This window comes from Mycolicibacterium austroafricanum, assembly GCF_000612725.1.
GTDB lineage: Bacteria > Actinomycetota > Actinomycetes > Mycobacteriales > Mycobacteriaceae > Mycobacterium > Mycobacterium austroafricanum.
Genome location: NZ_HG964451.1, coordinates 489,813 through 509,521 on the forward strand (window position 1 = coordinate 489,813; position 19,709 = coordinate 509,521).

16 protein-coding genes and 3 pseudogenes are annotated in these 19,709 nt (G+C 69.3%); 10 read left to right on the top strand and 9 right to left on the bottom strand.

Annotated elements, in window-relative coordinates; genetic code table 11:
- Positions 1-56 precede the first annotated feature (56 nt).
- Positions 57-1,422, top strand: a pseudogene (locus tag BN976_RS08985) (ISL3 family transposase).
- A gap of 11 nt (positions 1,423-1,433) precedes the next feature.
- Here the strand turns inward: BN976_RS08985 and BN976_RS33180 are convergent.
- The 6 genes and pseudogenes from BN976_RS33180 to BN976_RS09010 all read right to left on the bottom strand — a co-directional run.
- Positions 1,434-1,574: pseudogene (locus BN976_RS33180) on the bottom strand (alcohol dehydrogenase); the annotation flags it as partial.
- Between the two features lie 22 nt (positions 1,575-1,596).
- Complete coding sequence (locus BN976_RS08990; protein ID WP_036370037.1) at positions 1,597-2,187, bottom strand: Rv1733c family protein; 591 nt, start codon at positions 2,185-2,187, stop codon at positions 1,597-1,599.
- 18 nt (positions 2,188-2,205) lie between these two features.
- The gene (locus tag BN976_RS08995) at positions 2,206-3,099 is read right to left on the bottom strand and encodes a universal stress protein (protein WP_036370039.1); all 894 of its coding nucleotides are present in this window, start codon (positions 3,097-3,099) and stop codon (positions 2,206-2,208) included.
- Between the two features lie 17 nt (positions 3,100-3,116).
- On the bottom strand, positions 3,117-3,911 hold the full coding sequence (locus BN976_RS09000; protein ID WP_036370042.1) for a ribosome hibernation promotion factor: 795 nt from the start codon (positions 3,909-3,911) through the stop codon (positions 3,117-3,119).
- A 79-nt stretch (positions 3,912-3,990) separates the two neighbouring features.
- Positions 3,991-4,620 carry an SRPBCC family protein gene (locus BN976_RS09005; RefSeq protein ID WP_011778639.1) on the bottom strand — a complete coding sequence of 210 codons (630 nt, stop codon included), beginning with the start codon at positions 4,618-4,620 and terminating at the stop codon, positions 3,991-3,993.
- Between the two features lie 33 nt (positions 4,621-4,653).
- Positions 4,654-7,254, bottom strand: a complete 2,601-nt coding sequence (locus BN976_RS09010; RefSeq protein ID WP_036370046.1) for a cation-translocating P-type ATPase — start codon at positions 7,252-7,254, stop codon at positions 4,654-4,656.
- A gap of 144 nt (positions 7,255-7,398) precedes the next feature.
- Here BN976_RS09010 and BN976_RS09015 point away from each other — a divergent pair, with 144 nt between their 5' ends.
- Both BN976_RS09015 and BN976_RS09020 read left to right on the top strand, forming a co-directional pair.
- Positions 7,399-7,830 (top strand): Hsp20/alpha crystallin family protein, encoded by a 432-nt coding sequence (locus BN976_RS09015; protein WP_011778637.1) that lies wholly within the window; start codon positions 7,399-7,401, stop codon positions 7,828-7,830.
- A gap of 106 nt (positions 7,831-7,936) precedes the next feature.
- Positions 7,937-8,583: pseudogene (locus tag BN976_RS09020) on the top strand (hypothetical protein).
- Here the strand turns inward: BN976_RS09020 and BN976_RS09025 are convergent.
- On the bottom strand, positions 8,584-9,435 hold the full coding sequence (locus tag BN976_RS09025; RefSeq protein WP_036370048.1) for a universal stress protein: 852 nt from the start codon (positions 9,433-9,435) through the stop codon (positions 8,584-8,586).
- Positions 9,436-9,593: 158 nt separating this feature from the next.
- On the opposite strand from BN976_RS09025, the gene BN976_RS09030 reads away from it, so the two are divergent.
- From BN976_RS09030 to BN976_RS09050, 5 genes are read left to right on the top strand one after another with little or no spacing between them, the layout of a single operon-like run.
- A complete protein-coding gene (locus BN976_RS09030) occupies positions 9,594-11,258 on the top strand; it encodes an NAD(P)/FAD-dependent oxidoreductase (protein ID WP_036370051.1) in 1,665 nt (554 codons plus the stop codon).
- Positions 11,259-11,266: 8 nt separating this feature from the next.
- The gene (locus BN976_RS09035; RefSeq protein WP_011778633.1) at positions 11,267-12,715 is read left to right on the top strand and encodes an ATP-binding protein; all 1,449 of its coding nucleotides are present in this window, start codon (positions 11,267-11,269) and stop codon (positions 12,713-12,715) included.
- A gap of 12 nt (positions 12,716-12,727) precedes the next feature.
- Entirely contained in the window at positions 12,728-14,179 is a 1,452-nt protein-coding gene (locus BN976_RS09040; protein WP_011778632.1) for an ATP-binding protein, read from the top strand.
- 29 nt (positions 14,180-14,208) lie between these two features.
- Positions 14,209-15,054 carry an LLM class F420-dependent oxidoreductase gene (locus BN976_RS09045; protein WP_011778631.1) on the top strand — a complete coding sequence of 282 codons (846 nt, stop codon included), beginning with the start codon at positions 14,209-14,211 and terminating at the stop codon, positions 15,052-15,054.
- Positions 15,055-15,057: 3 nt separating this feature from the next.
- On the top strand, positions 15,058-15,915 hold the full coding sequence (locus tag BN976_RS09050) for an LLM class F420-dependent oxidoreductase (protein ID WP_011778630.1): 858 nt from the start codon (positions 15,058-15,060) through the stop codon (positions 15,913-15,915).
- Here the strand turns inward: BN976_RS09050 and BN976_RS09055 are convergent.
- Positions 15,905-16,621 (bottom strand): LpqN/LpqT family lipoprotein, encoded by a 717-nt coding sequence (locus BN976_RS09055; RefSeq protein ID WP_011778629.1) that lies wholly within the window; start codon positions 16,619-16,621, stop codon positions 15,905-15,907. The two genes, BN976_RS09050 and BN976_RS09055, sit on opposite strands and share 11 nt — an antisense overlap.
- Positions 16,622-16,712: 91 nt before the next feature.
- Here BN976_RS09055 and rfbB point away from each other — a divergent pair, with 91 nt between their 5' ends.
- Both rfbB and BN976_RS09065 read left to right on the top strand, forming a co-directional pair.
- On the top strand, positions 16,713-17,720 hold the full coding sequence (gene rfbB / locus BN976_RS09060; RefSeq protein WP_011778628.1) for a dTDP-glucose 4,6-dehydratase: 1,008 nt from the start codon (positions 16,713-16,715) through the stop codon (positions 17,718-17,720).
- The gene (locus BN976_RS09065) at positions 17,717-18,340 is read left to right on the top strand and encodes a dTDP-4-dehydrorhamnose 3,5-epimerase family protein (RefSeq protein ID WP_011778627.1); all 624 of its coding nucleotides are present in this window, start codon (positions 17,717-17,719) and stop codon (positions 18,338-18,340) included. Before rfbB ends, BN976_RS09065 begins: the two co-directional genes overlap by 4 nt.
- Positions 18,341-18,357: 17 nt before the next feature.
- Here BN976_RS09065 and BN976_RS09070 read toward each other — a convergent pair whose 3' ends face one another.
- A complete protein-coding gene (locus BN976_RS09070) occupies positions 18,358-19,674 on the bottom strand; it encodes a hypothetical protein (RefSeq protein ID WP_133167817.1) in 1,317 nt (438 codons plus the stop codon).
- Between the last annotated feature and the right edge of the window lie 35 nt (positions 19,675-19,709).

The following is a 19,709-nucleotide window of genomic DNA, read 5'->3' on the forward strand; positions in this document are numbered from 1 at the left end:
TCTGGTGTTGTCCGACATCGTGTCGTGTCGGTGATTGATTAGGGGCCCGCGCCCCTGTGAGCTGGGTGTTCTCAGGCATCCAGGACAAGGAACGCGGGCATGGTTGACGGTAGTTCATTGCTGCTCGATCTCGACGGTGTGGTCGTCGAGTCGGTGCAGCGCCTCGAGGACGGTACCCGGTTGGTGCATGTACTGACCGCCCCGGAGTGGGTTGGGATCTGCCCCGCGTGTGGGGAGCGCTCCAGCAGGTCGAAGGGCTGGGTGTACACCGGCCCGCGTGATGTGCAGGTCGGCCCGGATCGTCCGGTGCTGCGCTGGCGTAAGCGAAAGTGGTTGTGCCCCAGCATGGTCTGCGAGCGCAAGGTGTTCACCGAGTCGGTGCCTGGCGTTCCGGCGCGAGCGCGGGTTACCCCGCGGGCCAAGGCGTCGATGGCCAGCGCGGTGCTCGACGAGGACCGCTCCGTGGCTGCGGTAGCCGGGCAGTACGGCTGCGGCTGGCACACCGTGCATGACCACGTCATCACCGTCGCCGAGGAGGCCTTGGAGGTCGAGCTGGAGCCGGTTGCGGTGCTCGGCATCGACGAGACCCGCCGCGGCAAAGCCAAATGGGAGCACGACCCGGCGCTCGGCCGGAGGGTGTGGGTGGATCGCTGGGACACCGGCCTGGTCGACGTCACCGGCGATCAGGGCCTGCTGACCCAGGTCAACGGCAGAAACTCCGGGGCGGTGATCGACTGGCTGGCGACCCAGGACCCCACCTGGAAGGCGCAGATCACCCACGTGGCCATCGATCTCTCACCCGCCTACGCCCGGGTCGCCCGCGAGGCGTTGCCGCAGGCGATCGTGATCGCCGACCGGTTCCATTTGGTCAAGAAGGCCAACGACATGCTCGACGCGGTGCGCCGCCGGGTCACCTGGGCCCAGCGGGGCCGACGCGGTCGCAAGGCCGACGTCGAGTGGATCAACCGCCGCCGGCTGCTGCGCGGTGCTGAGCGGCTCACCGCAGACCAGCGCAGCAACCTGTTCGCCAAGCTGCTGAGCGCTGATCCGAACGAGGACATCGCTGCGGCGTGGATCGCCAAAGAACTGCTGCGCGAACTGCTTTCCTGTGCCGACCGAGGAGGGCTGCGCTACGACATCGCCGCCGCGCTAGACCGGTTCTACCGCTTCTGCGCGGCCTGCAAGGTGCCCGAGGTCATCCGATTCGCCCGCACCATCGAGACCTGGCAGGCCCCGATCATCGCCGCCCTGCAAACCGGGCTGACCAACGCTCGCAGCGAGGGCTACAACCGCATCGTCAAGCACGTCGGGCGCATCGCCTTCGGATTCCGCAACCCCGACAACCAACGCCGCCGCGTACGGTGGGCCTGCACCCGCCGATCGCGGCGAGTCACACCCAGCCGGCACCAATGCCACTGCTAACTGCGAAGAGCCCCTTTGAGGATGTGCAGGTCGGTTCCGCAGATGGTCACCGCGTCGACGCGGACGATGGCGTCGGTGCCCTGCTGGATCACCGGCTCCGGCACCGACCGCCACGACCGTCGTCCAGGCCCGTCGTACACCATTGCCAACATGTCGGCCCCTCTCCCCGGTGTGCTACGGCGTGTTGTTGTTGGTACGCCCCCCGTTGTCCGCGAGATCGTCGAGTTCACGGTCCCAAGCCTGAAACCGCATCCGGTTCAACCTCATTCGCAACAGCAACCATCCGGCCAGGCCCGTGCCCGACGCCACCGACCACAGGGCGAGCGCAGCGATGACCGCCTCGGCGGCCGCGTCCTGGTCCGACGGGACCATCACCGTGCGGTTCCCGGCGTCATCGACCCATATCCGCACCCGGTCACCGGCGCTCATCTGCCTGGTCCGGATCTCGGCGGTGTGGGTGGTGCCCGCGTGATCCCACGAAACCTCGGTGAGGTACGGCTTCTCGTAGGGCTGGGCCGCTCCCCGACTGTCGCGCACCGCGGTCGCGTCCACCTCGTGCTTGACCAGCCGTTGCTCGGCGAAGGTGTGCACCAGACGGTCGTATTCCGCGGTTCCCACCGCGCCGGCGATCGGGACGGTGAGGATGCTCAGCGCGGCGACCAACAGAAGGGCCGCCGCCTCGACGCGGTCCGTGCCGCGCACGATCGGGCTGCGCGCCACCAGGCGCCGCGCCCAGACGCCGAGGCCGAACGTGTTGGTCTGCATGTCGGACCCCTGTCGACCTCAGGACTGGCGGGCCACGATGACCGGCACCCGCGCCGCCTGGGCCACAGCCCAGCCGACCGATCCGAGCAGCAGGCCTGCGAAGCCTCCGCGGCCGTGACTGCCGACCACCAACAGCTGCGCCCGATGCGATTCCTCGACCAGCCGGTGCGCGGGGTTGTCCTGACCGACGACCCGGCGGACCACGACATCCGGGTACTGCTCGCCGAAGCCCGCGAGGCGCTGGGCGAGCTCCTCGTCGGCCTGCTCCGCCAGGGCCTCGACCGCCACGTCGACATAGAAGTCGGCGCTGTTCGTCCAGGTGTGGACCGCGACGAGCTCGACCCCCCGCCGCGACGCCTCGTCGAACGCGATGGCGACCGCCAGTTCCGAGGCCGGTGAGGCGTCGACACCGACGACCACAGGCGCCGAAGCTTCCCGGCTGACAACCCGATCCTCGTCGTGGATCACCACGACCGGGCAGCGCGCGTGGTGCACCAGCGCCGAGGTGGTGGACCCCAGCAGCAGGCGCCCCACCGCGCCCAGCCCGCGGCACCCGACGACGATCATGTCGGCGTCCTTCGACACGTCGATCAACGCCGGCATCAACGGGTCGGCCAGGAGCAGTTCCCGGACGGGAACCTCACGCCTGCCCTGAAGCGCACCGGTCACGGCATGCACCGCTTCGGCGACGATCTCGGCGGCCCGACGATCGCGGGCGACCGTCGACTCCGCGGTGATCGGCACGTCCAGCCACGGGCTGAACTCGTCCGTCGGCTGCACGTGAACCACGGTGACCGGGACATCGCGCAGCGATGCCTCCCTGGCGGCCCACACCGCCGCCAGCTGTGAAGTCGCCGAGCCGTCGACTGCGGCCACGATTCCGTGTGGCTTGGGTGATGGTAGTGACGTCATTCTGTGCTCCGTTCAGGCTATCCGGCCGGCGTGATCAACCCGTAGGCGCCGTCATAGCGCCGGTACAGCAGGCTGGCCCGACCCTGCGCGGCGTCGATGAAGAACAGGAACGGCAGGCCCAGAAGCGCCATCCGCTCGAGAGCGTCCTGCTCCCGCAGGCACGGCGCCGGCTGCGGGCTGATGGTGACGGAGTCCTGATACGGCGCCACCTCGTCGGCGACGGCGGGCGCCACCAGCGCTACCCGATATCCGGTGGGGCCACCCCGGTACACGACTCCTGCAGTCTGCGAACCACTCTCGGTGAACAGGTGGAAGTCGTAGTCGAGCAACTCCATTTCGGCCACCGCGTCGTCGATGGTGCACGGCGCCATGGCGAAGGATTTGCGGCGGATGATGCGCGGCTCACCGGTGGAACGTGTCACCGACCGCGGCGCACGGGCGGGTTCCTCCCCGTTTCGCCACGGCGGCGCGGCCTCGGGACCCCTTGGCGCCTCCCATCGTTCGGCCAGATGCTCCAGTCGGCGCCGTAACCGCGATTCCAGCTTGTCGATCGCCTCCTGGGCGGTGTCAGCCTCCACCTGGGCGCGCACCGGCCTGCCCTGCACGTCGAGGTTGCCCTGCGCGACCACCGGGCGCTCGACGGCCGGATCGTGGCTGCGCGTCAGCCTGACCCTGGCGCGCAATATCGGACGGTGCACGATCCGGGCCAGTCCCCCGATCTTCGTGCGCGCGTACTCGGCGATACCCGGGAAGTCCCCGTGGGTGGTGACCTCAACGTCGACGACGGGCGATGCTTCCGCTCCATTGCTCATGGGTTCTTGGTACGCCCTGCACGGTCGGAATCGTTAGGGCCTAAGGTCATCGGCTCGGTCATCGGATCGGTTCATCGGATCAGGTCGTCGGACCCTGCGCGCGTCGCTTGATGCCGAGCAGCATGCCGCGGGTGACGAAAGCCCGGGCGGGGCCCACGATTTCAGCCAGCACGAACTCCCCGGGATGCCGCAGCCCCAGGCGCGACCGGATCAACAGCCGGCAGCGGTCCTCCCAGTGCGGCAGCAGGTGGAACGACCACACCATCTCCCAGGGCAACCCGGGCGGGGCCGCGCGCAACACGATCAAGCTCGGGGCGGCGATCTCCGAGACGGTCATCACGACGCCCCGGGGCAGCCCCAGCCAGCCCGGGGGCACCAGTCTGACCGTGTCGCCGACATCGAGATGCTGCCACTCGGGGTGGATGCGGTCGGCATTGCGGTAGCGCAATCCCAGTGCGTTCTCCATGAATTCGAAGCTGTACAGGCCGCCCCGGTCCTGTCCCATCTGGACCAACCACGGCCACACTAGTTCGGCGGGCGCATCGATCGTCACCCCCTCGGTGGCCTGCAACACCGGCGGCGAGAGCAGCTCGTCACCGGGGAGGGTGCCGCCCGACTCGTCCTTGGTGGTGCCCCAGTCGCGGAAGTAGCGCCTGGCCGCATACATCAACCCGGCCGATGCGAGGATCTTCACGGTTCGATTCGCCATGGTGTCACCTTGACCCGGACGCTGACGTACGCGCTAGGGCCGGTGGTCCTCACCGCCGTGGTGTCGACGGTGACGGCGACGGAACCACTTGTAGGCCGCGTCGACCAGCACGACGGCCGGAATCGACAGCGTGGCGACGAGGAACCCCGCCGGCGACGGTGCGGCGTGGGTCAGCAACGCCGCGACGGGCGGCACGTAGAGCAGCATCAGCAGCAGCGCGAGCTCGATGACCACCGCGACGACCAGCAGCCAGTTCGTGCGCACGGACACCCGCCACACGGGCATGTCGGCGCTGCGGCAGGCGAACGCGTTGGCCGCCTGACCGAGCACGATTGCGGTGAACGCGGCGCCCGACGCCGACCACATCACCGCGCCACCCGGGAAGGGTTCTCCGGGCCGCCAGCCTGCCGCCAGAAACGATGCCGTGAAGGCCGACAGCGCGACGGCGGCTTCGGCGAGGCCGAGGACCGCGAAGGCCCGGAACATCACCGCACGGTCGAGGAGGTGACCCCGCACGGGCGGCCCGTCGAGTGTGCGCCGGTCCGGTGGTTCGGCTCCCAGCGCCAACGCCGGGAACACGTCCGTGCCGATGTCGAGGGCCAGGACCTGCAGCACACCGATGGCCAGCGGAAAGTGGCCCGCACTGAGGGCCCAGACGATGAACGGCGCGAGTTCGGCCACGTTGTCGGACAGGTGGTAGGTGAGGAAGCGGCGGATGTTGAAGAACGTCGAGCGGCCTTCTTCGATGGCGGTCACGATGGTCGCGAAATTGTCGTCGAGCAGCACCACGTCGGCTGCCTCGCGTGCGACATCCGTCCCGCCGCGGCCCATCGCCACTCCGATCGCGGCCTCCTGCAGGGCCGGGGCGTCGTTGACGCCGTCGCCGGTCATCGCCACCACATGCCCGCGCCGCTGCAGTGCCCGTGCGATCCGCAGCTTGGTCTCCGGGCCGACGCGGGCGATCACCATGCCGTCGCGGTCGAGAAGCTCACCGAGCTCCTCGAGGTCTTCGGGCAGATCCCCGCCGAGAAGGACCTGCCCGTCGTCGCCGGTGCGGGCCAGTCCGATCTCGCGCGCCACGGCCACCGCGGTCTCGGGGTGGTCACCGGTCACCATCGCCACCCGGATGCCCGCGTGCCTGCACGTCCGCAGCACCGCGGCCACCGACGGCCGGGGCGGATCCTCCAGCGCCACCAGACCGAGAAGGTGCAGGTCCCGTTCAGCCTCCTGCGCGGACGCCGGGATTTCTGCGTCGGAGGCGAGATCGCCTGCGGCGACGGCCAATACCCGCAGCCCGCGGGTGGCCATGGCGTGCAGCGCCTCGGCGGCGCCCGGGGCGGACGAACACAGCGGCAGCACCGCATCGGGTGCCCCCTTGACGAGAACCCGTCCGTCGACGACCACCGCCATCCGGCGCCGACGGGTGTCGAACGGAAACCTGGCCAGCTCGGTGCCGCGGTCGGAGTCCGGGTCGCCGGCCCCCACCCGCCGCGCGAAGGCGTCCAGCGCCGCTTCCATCGGATCTCCCCGTGGCTGCCAGCCATTTTCGGAGGCTTCGATGCGCCCCGACGAACAGCGGCGTGCCACCGATGCGAGCAGCCGCACCGCGGTCGCAGCCTCCGGCGTCACGGTGACCTCGGCAGTCGGCTCGTACCCGATGCCGGTCACGGTGGCCGTGCCGGGTGGCGTCCACGCCTGCACCACCGACATCTGGTTCTGGGTCAGCGTGCCGGTCTTGTCCGTGCAGATATACGTCGTCGAGCCCAGGGTCTGGACCGCCTCCAGGTGGCGGACCAGCGCGTGCCGCCGCGCCATCCGCTGCGCGCCCATGGCCAGCGACAGTGTCACGGTGGGCAGAAGACCCTCCGGCACGACGGCCACCGTGACCCCGACCGCGAACAGGAACCCTTCCGTGGGGGGCATACCGATGAGGACGGCGGCGGTGAAGAACACCGCCCCGACCGCCATGGCCACGCCGGCGATGGCGCGGGACGCCCGGGTCAGTTCGCGGCGCAGCGGTGTGGGCATCTCCCCCTGCCCGGCCGTGAGCCCGGCGATTCCGGCGAGCCTGGTCCGGGCGCCGGTGGCGGTGACCGTGACCTGCGCCTCGCCTTCGACGACGAAACACCCGGCATTGACCACGTCCGCGACCGCCGGGCGCTCTGGAACGCTCTCCCCGGTCATCGACGACGTGTCCACCGCCAACCCGGCGGCCCGCAGGACCTGACCGTCGGCGGAGATCCGGTCGCCTTCGGCAAGCAGCATCACGTCGCCGACCACCAGGTCGTCGGCGGAGATCTCGGTGCGCCTGCCGTCCCGGAGCACCGTCACCCGCCGGGGCAGCATCTGCCGTAGCCTCTCGGCGGCGTGCTGCGCCCGCTCCTCCTGCGCGAACGCGAAGACGCCGTTGAGCACGACCACCACGAAGATCGCCACACCCAGCTGCGGCATCCCGGCGACGAAGGCCAAAACTCCTGCCGCCCAGAACAACACCGCGAAGAAATGGACCATCTCGGCGGCCAGCACCCGCCACCACGGCCTGGACCGCTGCACCGGAAGCCGGTTGGGTCCGTTCTCCGCCAGCAGGCGGGCGGCTTGCGCCGAGGTCAACCCGAGTACATCGGCGCCTACCACGCCGAACAGCGTAAGCCACCATCGGGGCGGGTCCGGGCGGACGAACGACCCCCATCGGGAGGACTTCAGTCCCTAGTGACCGCACGCGCCCAGTGGTCGGATTGTGATGGGAGCAACACCACCCATTATCGCCGAGGAGTAATCATGAACAACGTTGCCGTACAGCAGCCTCGCCGGTCGGCCTGGCCGGAGGTCGCCGACTTCTTCGCGGGGTTCCCGTCGTGGGCCAACCTGCGACCGATGTTCGGTGGGCACCTGATCAAGGTCGAAGACGACATCAAGGACGGCAAGTACGAACTGCAGGCCGAGATTCCGGGTGTGGATCCGGAAAAGGACGTCGACATCACCGTCCGCGACGGCGTGCTGACCATCAAGGCCGAGCGTAGCGAGAAGAAGGAGTCCAACGGCCGCTCCGAATTCTCCTACGGCTCGTTCACCCGGGCTGTGACGTTGCCCGCCGGAGCGGACGAGGACGGCATCAAGGCCAGCTACGACAAGGGCATCCTCAGCGTCTCGGTGCCGCTCAAGGAATCCGAGGCGCCCGAGAAGCACATCGCGGTCGAGGCCGCGAACTGAGGGCCGGCGGTCCCGGGGTGGCGAGGGGTCTCCCGGGCCAACGGTCCTCTTGCGGCATGACTTTCGGCTCTAACGGCACCGGGCCCGCGCGGCCTACCGTCTGATCATGGGAAAGTACCGACCAGCGCTGGCGGACCTGGTCGCCGCGGTCGGTGTCGCGGCGCTCTACCGGGCCCATGTGCGCCCCTGGATATACACCTGGGGCGCCCGCCCGGACGAGGTCGCCGCGACGCTTCCGGGCGACGAGTTGACCGAACCCGGGGGGACTCGGACGACCGGGCGGGCTTTTACAGCTACTCCCTGCTGGAACGCGGGGTGGGCGCCGACGTGCACAACGCCGACGTCATCCACCCGGAGTGGCAGCAGCTGCAGGTCGGAGACACGGTGTGGCTGGCCCACAGGTACGGTCCCCAGGCGCGGCAGATCGTGGCGGCGGTGAAGCCGAGATCACATCTGGTGCTGGTCTCCCCGGCCGACTACGAGCGACTGAGACGCGGTGAAAAGGCCTCCGGCAGTTGGTCGTTCATACTCCGCCGGGAGGTGGGCCGGACGCGGCTGCTGGCGCGGGGCTGCGGCGGGGCGGCCGGTCGGTTCTGGTTCGACATCCCGCACTTCGTGATGGAACAGAAGATGTTGCGCGGCATCGCGGCGCGCGCGCAGAAAACCCGCACGCAGGAGATCGCCGCGAGCATCGCCCGGCACCCGGCGACCCTGCGGGCCGGTCACCCCGCGAAGACCGCCCAGGTCACCTGATCAGCTGTGCACGACGAGCACCGGCCGGTGCGACCGGTGCACCGTCGCCACCGCGACGCTGCCCAGCAGCACCTCCCGCGCCGGTGACCGGCCACGCGACCCGACCACCAGCACGGCGGCGTCGCTGCGGTCGCCGACCGCGATGAGTTCGTCGGCGATCGCGCGGTCCCGGGCCCTGCCGAACCAGTTCGTCTCGTCGACCGTCAGCATCTCCAGGCCCTCGGTCGCGGGCCCCGCCACCACGTCCCGGTCGTCATCGCGCACGGCCGCCAGGATCACCTTGCGGTCCGGGAACAGCCGTCGCGCCGTGTCGGTGGCCGCCTCGGCCGCGGCCGAGCCGTCATAGCCGACCACGACGGGCCCGTGGGCCAGCGCGGCGTACTCCTCGGTCAGCAGCGGGTTCGGCACCACCAGCACCGGCACGGTGGAGTAGTGCACCACCATGTCGGACACGCTGCCGATGACGGCCTCGGTGCGGCCGAGCCCACGATCGCCGACCACGACGACGTCGGTGTGCAGCCGCTCCGCCAGCTGCGCCAGCCGCAGTCCGTCGGAACCGACCGTGCGCTTCACCACCGGTTCGGCGTCCCACTCCGCGGCCTTGGCCAGCGCGACCCCCGCGCCGACGATGTTGTCCGCCTCGCGCGCCCCTTCCCGCTCGATCAGCTCCGCCAGATCGTCGGCCGACTCTGCGGCCGCGCGCAGTCGCCTGCGCAGTCGCTTGCTGGTGAACGGCGGCGTCCAGATATGGGCGATCCAGGCGTGCGCGCTCGGGAACAGCTGCGCGCCGGCGTTGATGGCGGCGTTCGCCGCAGGCGAACCGTCGTACCCGACTATCAGATTCGTCGGCATCCGTCCTCTATCCATTCGGGTCCAGTTGCGTCGTACCGGGCGGCCGTCGGCGCCCTGCCGTCGACAGTAGGTCAGTGCCCGATCCGCCAGTAGGGTCCTACGTCCATCCGGCCGCCCGGACCGGATTTCCGCTGGACAGCGGAGGCATACTGAATGCGATGACTGGACCCGAGCACCAGCCCCGAAAACCCGTGATCTTGACCGTCGACGACGACCCCGCGGTGTCGCGCGCCGTGGCCCGCGACCTTCGCAGGCACTACGGCGAGAAGTTCCGCATCGTGCGGGCCGAGTCGGGTCCCGACGCGCTCGAGACCCTCAACGAACTGAAACTGCGCGGCGAGACGGTGGCGGTGTTCGTCGCCGACTACCGGATGCCTCAGATGAGCGGCATCGAGTTCCTGGAAGCGGCGATGGACATCTTCCCGATGGCCCGCCGGGTGCTGCTGACCGCGTACGCCGACACCCACGCGGCGATCGACGCGATCAACGTCGTCGACCTCGACCACTACCTGCTCAAGCCCTGGGATCCGCCGGAGGAGAAGCTGTACCCGGTGATCGACGCGCTGCTCGACGCGTGGCGCTCCACCGGCGACCGCGCCATCCCGCACACCAAGATCATCGGGCATCCGTGGAGCGCACGATCCTCGGAAGTGCGGGAGTTCCTGGCCCGGAATCGCTTGTACTACACCTGGTTCCGGTCCGACGAGCCACGGGGCGCGCAGCTGCTGGAGGCGGCGGGCGAGGACGGGATGACGCTGCCGGTGGTGATCACCGAGCAGGGTGAGACGCTCGTCGACCCCACCGACAGCGAGCTGGCCGCCACGCTGGGGCTGACCACCACGCCGTCCGACGACTTCTACGACCTCGTCGTCATCGGCGGTGGCCCCGCGGGCCTGGCCGCCGCCGTGTACGGCGCCTCCGAGGGACTCAAGACCGTCCTCATCGAGCGCACCGCGACCGGCGGACAGGCCGGGCAGAGTTCACGCATCGAGAATTACCTGGGCTTTCCCGACGGGCTGTCGGGTGCGCAGCTGGCCGAGCGGGCCCGCAGGCAGGCCGAGAAGTTCGAGGCCGAGCTGATCACCGCCGCCGAGGTGGTCCGGCTCGAGGTCGACGGCAACGCCCGCACCGTGCACCTTTCCGACGGGCGGACGATCGGCACCCGCGCGGTGATCCTCGCGATGGGCGTCGAGTACCGTCAGCTGCCCGCCGAGGGCTGCGCCGATCTGACCGGCGCGGGCGTCTACTACGGCGCGACGGCGTCGGTGGCCGCCGACTGTGACGACGACGAGGTGTACGTCATCGGCGGCGCGAACTCGGCCGGGCAGGCCGCGATGTTCTTGTCCCGCACCGCGAAATCGGTGACCATCGTCAGTCGGCGCACGCTCGAGGACTCGATGTCGCATTACCTCATCCAGCAGATCCGGGCGCAGGACAACATCACCGAGATGCCCAACACCGTCGTGCACGCGGTCAAGGGTGACGGTCACCTCGAAGGCGTCTGCCTGGAGAACACCCGAACCGGCGAGCGCGAGGAGTTCCGGTGCGGACGGATGTTCATCTTCATCGGCGCCGAGCCGCGCACCGAGTGGCTCGACGGCGTCGTCGTCCGTGACGACCACGGCTTCATCCTGGCCGGCCCGGACCTGCGCGACGTCAGCGGCTGGACGCTGGATCGTCCCCCACACCACCTGGAGTCCAGCGTTCCGGGGGTGTTCGTCGCCGGCGACGTCCGCGCCGAATCCGCCAAGCGGGTCGCCGCGGCCGTCGGGGAAGGGTCGATGGCGGTGATGCTGGTGCACCGCTATCTGGCCGAGACGTAGGCCGCGCCGTGACGGAGCAGGGCGAACGGTCCGCGTGCGTCATCGATGAGCTGCGCGGGCTGTTCCTCTTCGACGGTCTCACCGATGCGCAACTGACGGCGCTGTGCGCCGACGGCTGGGTGCAGACGTTTCCGGCGGGTCAACTGTGCCGCGAAGGTGACCCCGCGAGGTACTTCTACGTGCTCCTCGACGGCGAGATCGCGCTGTCGAAACGGTCCGGCGACCGCGACGTCGACATCTGGCGGGCGGCCGAGCCGGGCGTGTACTGCGGTGCGTGGTCGGCATTCCTGCGCGATCCGGACCTGACTTACGAGAACAGCGCGACCGTGACCCGGCCGTCGCGACTGCTGGTGCTCGACGCGATGACGCTGGGCGACTTCCTGGTGACCGAGTTCCCGATGGCTTCGCATCTGCTGGTCGGCCATTCGCACGGCCGGTTCCACGCGCACCGGATCCTGGGCCCCCACGATCGGCTGGTCGCGCTGGGGCAGCTCACGGCGGGACTGACCCATGAGCTGAACAACCCGGCCGCCGCCGCCGTCCGCGCCGCCCACGGTCTGCGGACCCAGATCGCCGCCATGCGGCACCGCCGCGCCGAGTTGCCCGAGAACGCGCTGCCGCCGGAGGCGATGAGCTCGCTGGTGGAGCTGCAGGACCGGGTCGCCGAGGCGGCGGGCAAGCCGAAGGACCTGACGTCGGTGGAGAAGTCCGACCTGGAAGAGGCGCTCGGTCGGTGGCTGGAAGCCCGCGGAGTCGACGACGCCTGGGAGCACGCCGCGACGTTCGCCGAAGCGGGCCTCGACATCGACTGGATGGAACGGATCTCGGCGTCGCGGTGCTGCGACGGCCCGACGTCGCTGAGCGCGGTGATCCGCTGGCTGGCCGGCACCGCCGAGACCGAGCTGCTGCTGACCGAGATCACCGATGCCACCAAGCGCATCTCGACGCTCGTCGACCAGGCCAAGCGGTACTCCCAGCTCGACCGCGCACCGTTCGACGTCGCCGATGTTCACGAACTCCTCGACTCGACTTTGACCATGTTCTCCCACCGACTCGGCGACGCCGTGACCGTGGTCCGCGACTACGACCTCGGGCTGCCCGACCTGCCGTGTTATGCCGCCGAGCTGAACCAGGTGTGGACGCATCTGATCGCCAACGCCCTCGACGCGCTGGCCGGCCAGCCCGCCGGAGTGCTGACGATCCGCACCCGCCACGAGCAGCACATGGCGCGCGTCGAGGTGTGCGACACCGGCGGCGGCATCCCCGACGACCTGCTGACCAGGGTGTTCGACCCGTTCTTCACCACCAAACCGTTCGGCGAGGGCACCGGACTCGGCCTCGACATCGCCGCCCGCATCGTCGACCGGCACCGGGGCAGCCTGTGGGCGGAATCAACACCGGGCGATACGCGTTTCATTACGTCACTGCCCTTAACGGTCGAGCCCGCAAGGCCATAGGAAGGACCACGTATGGGTGAGAAGTGTCTGCCCGACGAACTGCGCACCCTGTTCCTGTTCGAGGCGCTGACCGACGAACAACTGGCGACCCTGTGCGAGAACGGCCACATCGCGACGTTCGAGCCGGGGCCGATCCACGTCGAGGGCGACCCGGCGACCTGCTTCTACGTGCTGATCGACGGGGAGTTGGTGATGTCGAAGCGCTCGGGCGGCGTCGACATCGAGACCAACAGGACCTCGCAGCGCGGCGTCTACTGCGGCGCCTGGTCGGCCTACATTCCCGGTGAGGAGCACGTCTACCAGGCGACGGTGCGGGTGACGCGCCCGTCGCGGTTCTTCGTGCTCGACGCCACGGCGTTCGCGGAGTTCATGCAGAAGGAATTCCCGATGGCGGTCCATCTGCTGGAGGGTCACATGGTCGGCGGGCTGCGGCAGCGCCAGATCCTCGGCCAGCGGGAGAAGCTGCTGGCGCTCGGGCAGCTGTCGGCCGGCCTGACCCATCAGCTCAACAACCCCGCGGGCGCGACCGCGCGCGCGGTGGCCGACCTGCGCGAGGGTGTCGGCAAGATGCGGCACAAGCTCGCGATGCTCGCCGACGGCGAGTTCACCCCCGCGGCGCTGAAGGTTCTGGTCAGCATCCAGGACGAGGTGGCCGAGCAGGTCGCGAAGTCGAAGTCGCAGGAGCTGTCGGCGCTGGAGATCTCCGACCGCGAGGACCAGATCGGCGACTGGCTCGAAGACCACGGCATCTCCGCGGCGTGGGATTACGCGCCGACGTTCGTGGAGGCGGGTCTCGACGTGGACTGGCTGGAACGGGTGGAGGCGTCGGTCGCGGACGTGGACTGCTCGGCGACGCTGCCCGGTGCGATCGGCTGGCTGAAGTACACGATCGACAACGAGCTGCTGATGAATCAGATCGCCGAGGCGAGCAAGCGGATCTCGGCGCTGCTGGCAGGCGCCAAACAGTACTCGCAGATGGACCGCGCCGAGTATCAGAGCGCGAACGTGCACGAGTTGATCTACAGCACGATCAAGACGATCTTCGGGGACAAGGTGGGCAAGGACAACCCGATCAAGCTGGTGTGGGAGAAGGACCCGTCACTACCCGAATTGCAGTGCTACCCAGGCGATCTCAACCAGGTGTGGACCAACATCATCGACAACGCCATTCAGGCGATGGACGGCCACGGCACGCTGACCATCCGCACCCGCCGCCAGAGCGGCGACGCCGGCGTCGTCGTCGAGATCTGCGACGACGGGCCGGGTATCCCCGAGGACGTCATCGACCGGATCTTCACCCCGTTCTTCACCACCAAGCCGTTCGGCGAAGGCACCGGTCTCGGCCTCGACCTCGCGTGGCGCATCGTCGTCGAGAAGCACCACGGCCACCTGACGGTGGAGTCCGTCCCCGGCAACACCCGGTTCATCGTGTCGCTGCCGTGGCAGGCGCCTGCCCCGGAATAGCGGCCGCCGCTCGACGGGTTGCAGCCGAGGTGACTGACACGAAGCCCGATCTGGGCAGGTTCGGATCGTTCGGCCGTGGCGTGACCCCGCAACAGGCCAAAGACATCGAGGCGCTCGGTTACGGCGCCGTGTGGGTGGGCGGTTCTCCGCCCGCCGAGCTCGACTGGGTCGAGCCCCTTCTGGACGCCACCACGACGCTTCAGGTGGCCACCGGCATCGTGAACATCTGGACCGCGGCGGCGGGCCCGGTCGCCGAGTCGTTCCACCGGATCGAGGCCGCCCATCCCGGACGGTTCCTGCTCGGTATCGGCGTCGGCCATCCCGAGGCGCATCAGGAGTACGTCAAACCGCTCGACGCGCTCACCGACTACCTCGACAAGCTCGATGAGTACGGCGTGCCGCGAGGGCGACGCGTGGTGGCCGCACTGGGCCCGAAGGTGCTGCAACTGTCGGCGACGCGGGCCGCCGGGGCGCACCCGTACCTGACCACCCCGGAGCACACCGCCCGCGCGCGGGAGCTGATCGGGCCGGAGGCGCTGCTGGCCCCGGAGCACAAGGTGGTGCTCACCACGGACGCGAAGCAGGCCCGCGAGGTGGGCCGCAAGGCCCTGGACATCTACCTGAACCTGGCCAACTACCTCAACAACTGGAAACGTCTCGGATTCGGTGATCAAGACGTGGCGAAACCGGGTAGTGACCGTCTGGTGGACGCCGTCGTGGCCTACGGCACCGTCGACGCCATCGCGGCCCGGCTCACCGAGCACCTGGACGCCGGCGCCGACCATGTGCCGGTGCAGGTTCTGACCGGGTCCGAGAAGTTGGTGCCTGCGCTGGCCGAGTTGGCCGGTCCGCTGGGACTGCAACGAAAGGGGTAGTTCATGACCGCGAGTGAGGGCCCGTCGCTGAAGCCCGCCCTCGGCCGCTTCGGGGTCTGGACCGGTGCGCCGGTCTCACCCGACCAGGCCGTCGAGATCGAGAAGCTGGGGTACGGCACGGTGTGGGTCGGCGCCTCCCCCGCCGCGGATCTGGCGTTCGTCGAGCCGATCCTGGAAAAGACCCGGTCGCTGCAGGTGGCGACGGGCATCGTGAACATCTGGACCGCGGACGCCGCAGAGGTGTCCGAGTCCTACCACCGCATCGAGAAGGCGTTCCCCGGCCGGTTCCTGCTCGGGATCGGCGTCGGCCATCCCGAACACACCCAGGAGTACGTCAAGCCGTACCAGGCGCTCGTCGACTACCTCGACAAGCTGGACGCGGCGAAGGTGCCGACCAGCCGGCGGGTGGTGGCGGCGCTGGGTCCGAAGGTGCTGCAACTGGCCGCGCAACGCAGCGCAGGCGCGCACCCGTATCTGACCACCCCAGTGCACACCGGCCAGGCCCGCGAACTACTCGGCCCAACGGTGCTGATCGCGCCCGAGCACAAGGTGGTGCTCACCAACGACGCGGACAAGGCCCGCGAGATCGGCCGCGGCACCGTGGACTTCTACCTCGGGCTGTCCAACTACCTGAACAACTGGAAGCGGCTGGGCTTCACCGACGAGGATCTGACCCGACCCGGCAGCGACCGCTTCATCGACGCGGTGGTCGCACACGGCTCGCCGGACGAGATCGCGGCCCGGCTGACCGAACACCTGGCCGCCGGCGCGGACCACGTCGCGATCCAGGTCCTCGGCGGCAGCGACGAGCTGTTGTCGACATTGGAGGAGCTGGCCGGCCCGCTGGGCCTCACGGCGTGATCGTGGTGCCCTCGTCGATGACGTTCATCGCGGCGATCAGCGCCTGCCGCTGATCGAGCGGCCCCTGGGCGTCGAGGGCGAGCAGATAGGTGTGTTCCGGCGCCGGAATCACCACCGTCTTGCGGGCGATGAAGTTCGGAGTGCCCTCGACGTCGGCCTGCCCGGCGATCTGTGACGCCTGGAAGCCGCCGAGCTCGCTCGGAGTGCCCGTCGTGGGGCCGTCCCAGCCGGGAAGCTTGGTGACCGCGTTGGGCGCCAGCTCCATGATCTTGGCCACGTCGAAGGTGCCGCCCTCCAGCCGCGCCATCCGGACCAGGATCGCGGGCGGATTCGGGGTTCCCTTCGCGGCGGACAGATAGATCGCCCCGTATACGTCCGGCGGCACGTCGGCGGCTTCGGTGATCGGTTCCCAGCCGTCGGGCATCGGCAGATCCACCGTCGGCACCCCTTGCTCGCCGGCTTTCACGATGGTCTGCGTGACGCCGTTGGCGGTCAGGTACTCGCCGACGGTCTGGCCGTCGGCGGGGGCGGCGGCGCTGGTCTCGGTGCCGGTCTCGGTGCCCGCCTCGGAGGTGGCCGCCGTGCTCTCCGCAGACGTCTGTGCAGAGGTGTCCCCGCTGTCTGCGCCGGACCCGCAGCCCGTGACGGCGATGCCGACGGCCGCCGCCGCCGCCGCCAGCGCGCTGATCGTCGCCGATGATCGCATGTGACCTCCCCTTCGTTGCCGGTTCGGTCCTAGCAGAACACAGGGGGAGGCCGGATCCAAGGTCATCCGCGGATAGATAGGCTGCGTGGTCATGCGATTGCTGGTGACCGGCGGAGCGGGTTTCATCGGGGCCAACTTCGTGCGCACCACCGTGCAGCAGCGCCCCGACGTGCAGGTGACGGTGCTCGATTCGCTGACCTATGCCGGTAGCCGGGAGTCGCTGCGCGGCGTCGATTCGCAGATCCGGCTCGTCGAAGGCGACATCACCGACGCCGAGCTCGTCGGCAAGCTGGTGGCCGACTCCGACGCGGTCGTGCATTTCGCCGCCGAGACGCACGTCGACAACGCCCTGGCCGACCCCGAGCCGTTCGTCCACTCCAACGTGCTGGGCACCTTCACCGTGCTGGAGGCGGTCCGACACGCCTCTGTCACGAAACCCGTACGGCTGCACCATATCTCGACCGATGAAGTGTACGGCGATCTGGAGCTCGACGATCCGGCGCGGTTCACCGACGCAACGCCCTACAACCCTTCGAGCCCCTATTCGTCGACCAAGGCGGCCGCCGACATGCTGGTGCGGGCGTGGGTGCGCTCCTATCGGGTGGCCGCGACCATCTCGAACTGCTCCAACAACTACGGGCCCTACCAGCATGTGGAGAAGTTCATCCCGCGCCAGATCACCAACGTGCTGACCGGCAGGCGACCCGAGCTGTACGGCACCGGCGCCAACGTGCGCGACTGGATCCACGTCGACGACCACAACAGCGCCGTGTGGCGAATCCTGCACGACGGCACGGTCGGTCGCACCTACCTCATCGGCGCCGACGGTGAACGCGACAACCTGTCGGTGATGCGGACGATCCTGCGCCTGATGGGCCGCTCCCCCGAGGACTTCGACCACGTCACCGACCGGGTCGGCCACGACCTGCGCTACGCCATCGACCCCACCCCGCTTCGCGACGAGCTCGGCTGGCGGCCCGAGCACACCGACTTCGAGAGCGGGCTGCGCGACACCATCGACTGGTACCGGGACAACGAATCATGGTGGGGCCCACTGAAAGACGCAGTAGAGGCGACATACCAGCGGCGGCGCCGGTGAACGTGCGCGAGCTCACCATCCCCGGCGCGTGGGAGATCACGCCCGTGGTGCACACCGATGCGCGCGGCGCGTTCTTCGAGTGGTTCACCGACGCCGGTTTCACCGCGATCACCGGCCATCGGCTGGATCTGCGGCAGGCCAACTGCTCGGTGTCGCGCGCCGGGGTTCTCCGCGGCGTGCACTTCGCCCAACTGCCGCCGAGTCAGGCCAAGTACGTGTCGTGCGTCCGCGGCGCCGTGGTCGATGTCGTGGTCGACATCCGGGTGGGCTCACCCACCTTCGGCCGCTGGGACGCTGTCGTCCTCGACGACGAGACGCATCGGTCGGTGTATCTGTCCGAGGGACTCGGGCACGCGTTTCTGGCCCTGCACGATGATTCCGTGGTGACGTATCTGTGCTCGGCCGGCTACGACCCGGCTCGCGAGCACACCATCGATCCGCTCGACCCTGCGCTCGAAATCGACTGGAACGCCTGGCCGTCGCGGGCGGCTGACGGCGAGCTGATCCTGTCCGACCGCGACCGCGCTGCTCCTTCGCTCGAGCAGGCGCGCACCTCCGGCCTGCTCCCGACGTGGGAGCAGACCAAGAAGTTCGTCGACGGGCTACGGACGGGCCGTTAGGGCCGGCCTGCGCTCCCCTACTCCGCTGCGGCCTTGTCCGAGGTGCCGGCATTGTCCGACTTCTCCGCCGTGTCTGACTTCTCCGCTGTGTCTGACTTCTCCGCTGTGTCTGAGGTTTCGGCCTCGTCCGACTCCGACTCCGAAGCCGCCTCCGCCTCCGTGGTCTCGGCCTCGTCTGCCGTCGCGGAAGCCTCCTCCGCCTCCGTCGTCTCGGCCGGCTCCGGCTCCGGCTCCGAAGCCTCCTCCGGTTCCGTGGCCTCGTTCGACTCCGACTCCGTGGTCTCCTCCGGCTCCGCGAACCCCTCGGCGGCGGAGTCCGGGGAAGCCGCGTCCTGCTCGATCTCGGCGTCCCCCTCGGGGACGGACGTGTCGGCCGCAACCTCCACCTCGGGCTCCGTCGCTTCCTCCGTGCCGCCCGGCACCGCCGCCGCCCGCACCGCCAGGACCTCGGCGTCCTCCTCCGCGTCCTCCTCGGCGTCCTGCTCGCCGCCCGGGACGACCGTTCCGGTGATGACGTCGAACACGTACCGGGTGACGCCGAAGATGCCGGTGGTGCCGCCGGCGGGATAGCCGTCGAAGAACGACTCGATCGCACCCGAGGGGAACGAGTTCTCGCCGAACACCGCATCGCTGAGCGCCAGTGAGGCGATCGCGACCACCGCAACGGGTCCACCGTCGAAGAACTCTCCGATCACCTCCGACGGGAAGGAGTCCGCGCCGAAAACCCCGTCGCTGACAAGCAGCGACGCGTACGCCACCGCACCGAGCGGGCCGTCGGCGAAGTACGCGTCGATCAGTTGCGACGGGACGGAATCCGCGCCGAACACCGCGTCGCTGACGAGCAGCGAGGCATACGCCACCGCACCCAGCGGGCCGTCGGCGAAGATGGCTTCGACCAGACCGGACGGCACGGAGCCTTCGCCGAACGCCGAGTCGCTCGCCGCCACGGCCAGATAGCCCAGCGCCCCGACCGGCCCCGATTCGAGGAACACCGCCACCAGTCCGTCGAGGAACTCGGTTCCGTCGTCGGCAGCAAGACTCTGTTCGATTCGGGCGAAGGTCTGCGCATCGACGGACGCGGCCTGATCGGCTGCGCCGGACCCGTCGGAGACCGCACTGATCAGCCGCAGACCCTCCGTCAGCGCGCCGGTGTCGAGCGGTCCCGACACCGACCACGGCGAATTGTCGACCTGTGCCGCGCTGAGCCGGATCGCCGTCGCAGACACGACGGCCACGTCCCGGGTGGACATGGTGGGTGCGATCGCCGGGACTGCCACCACAGCACTCGCGGTGACCGCAGCGACGCCGGCCGACAAGGATGCTCGAATTGCCATGATTACTGCCCCTCGACAACAGACAAAGAAAACGA

Coding starts and splice junctions, on each gene's coding strand:
- BN976_RS09000 (WP_036370042.1), bottom strand. CDS start 3,911: ATGAGCAATGGAGCGGAAGCATCGCCCGTCGTCGACGTTGAGGTCACC.
- BN976_RS08995 (WP_036370039.1), bottom strand. CDS start 3,099: ATGACGTCACTACCATCACCCAAGCCACACGGAATCGTGGCCGCAGTC.
- BN976_RS09015 (WP_011778637.1), top strand. CDS start 7,399: ATGAACAACGTTGCCGTACAGCAGCCTCGCCGGTCGGCCTGGCCGGAG.
- BN976_RS09005 (WP_011778639.1), bottom strand. CDS start 4,620: ATGGCGAATCGAACCGTGAAGATCCTCGCATCGGCCGGGTTGATGTAT.
- BN976_RS08990 (WP_036370037.1), bottom strand. CDS start 2,187: ATGCAGACCAACACGTTCGGCCTCGGCGTCTGGGCGCGGCGCCTGGTG.
- BN976_RS09055 (WP_011778629.1), bottom strand. CDS start 16,621: ATGCGATCATCGGCGACGATCAGCGCGCTGGCGGCGGCGGCGGCGGCC.
- BN976_RS09040 (WP_011778632.1), top strand. CDS start 12,728: ATGGGTGAGAAGTGTCTGCCCGACGAACTGCGCACCCTGTTCCTGTTC.
- BN976_RS09050 (WP_011778630.1), top strand. CDS start 15,058: ATGACCGCGAGTGAGGGCCCGTCGCTGAAGCCCGCCCTCGGCCGCTTC.
- BN976_RS09030 (WP_036370051.1), top strand. CDS start 9,594: ATGACTGGACCCGAGCACCAGCCCCGAAAACCCGTGATCTTGACCGTC.
- BN976_RS09025 (WP_036370048.1), bottom strand. CDS start 9,435: ATGCCGACGAATCTGATAGTCGGGTACGACGGTTCGCCTGCGGCGAAC.
- rfbB (WP_011778628.1), top strand. CDS start 16,713: ATGCGATTGCTGGTGACCGGCGGAGCGGGTTTCATCGGGGCCAACTTC.
- BN976_RS09070 (WP_133167817.1), bottom strand. CDS start 19,674: ATGGCAATTCGAGCATCCTTGTCGGCCGGCGTCGCTGCGGTCACCGCG.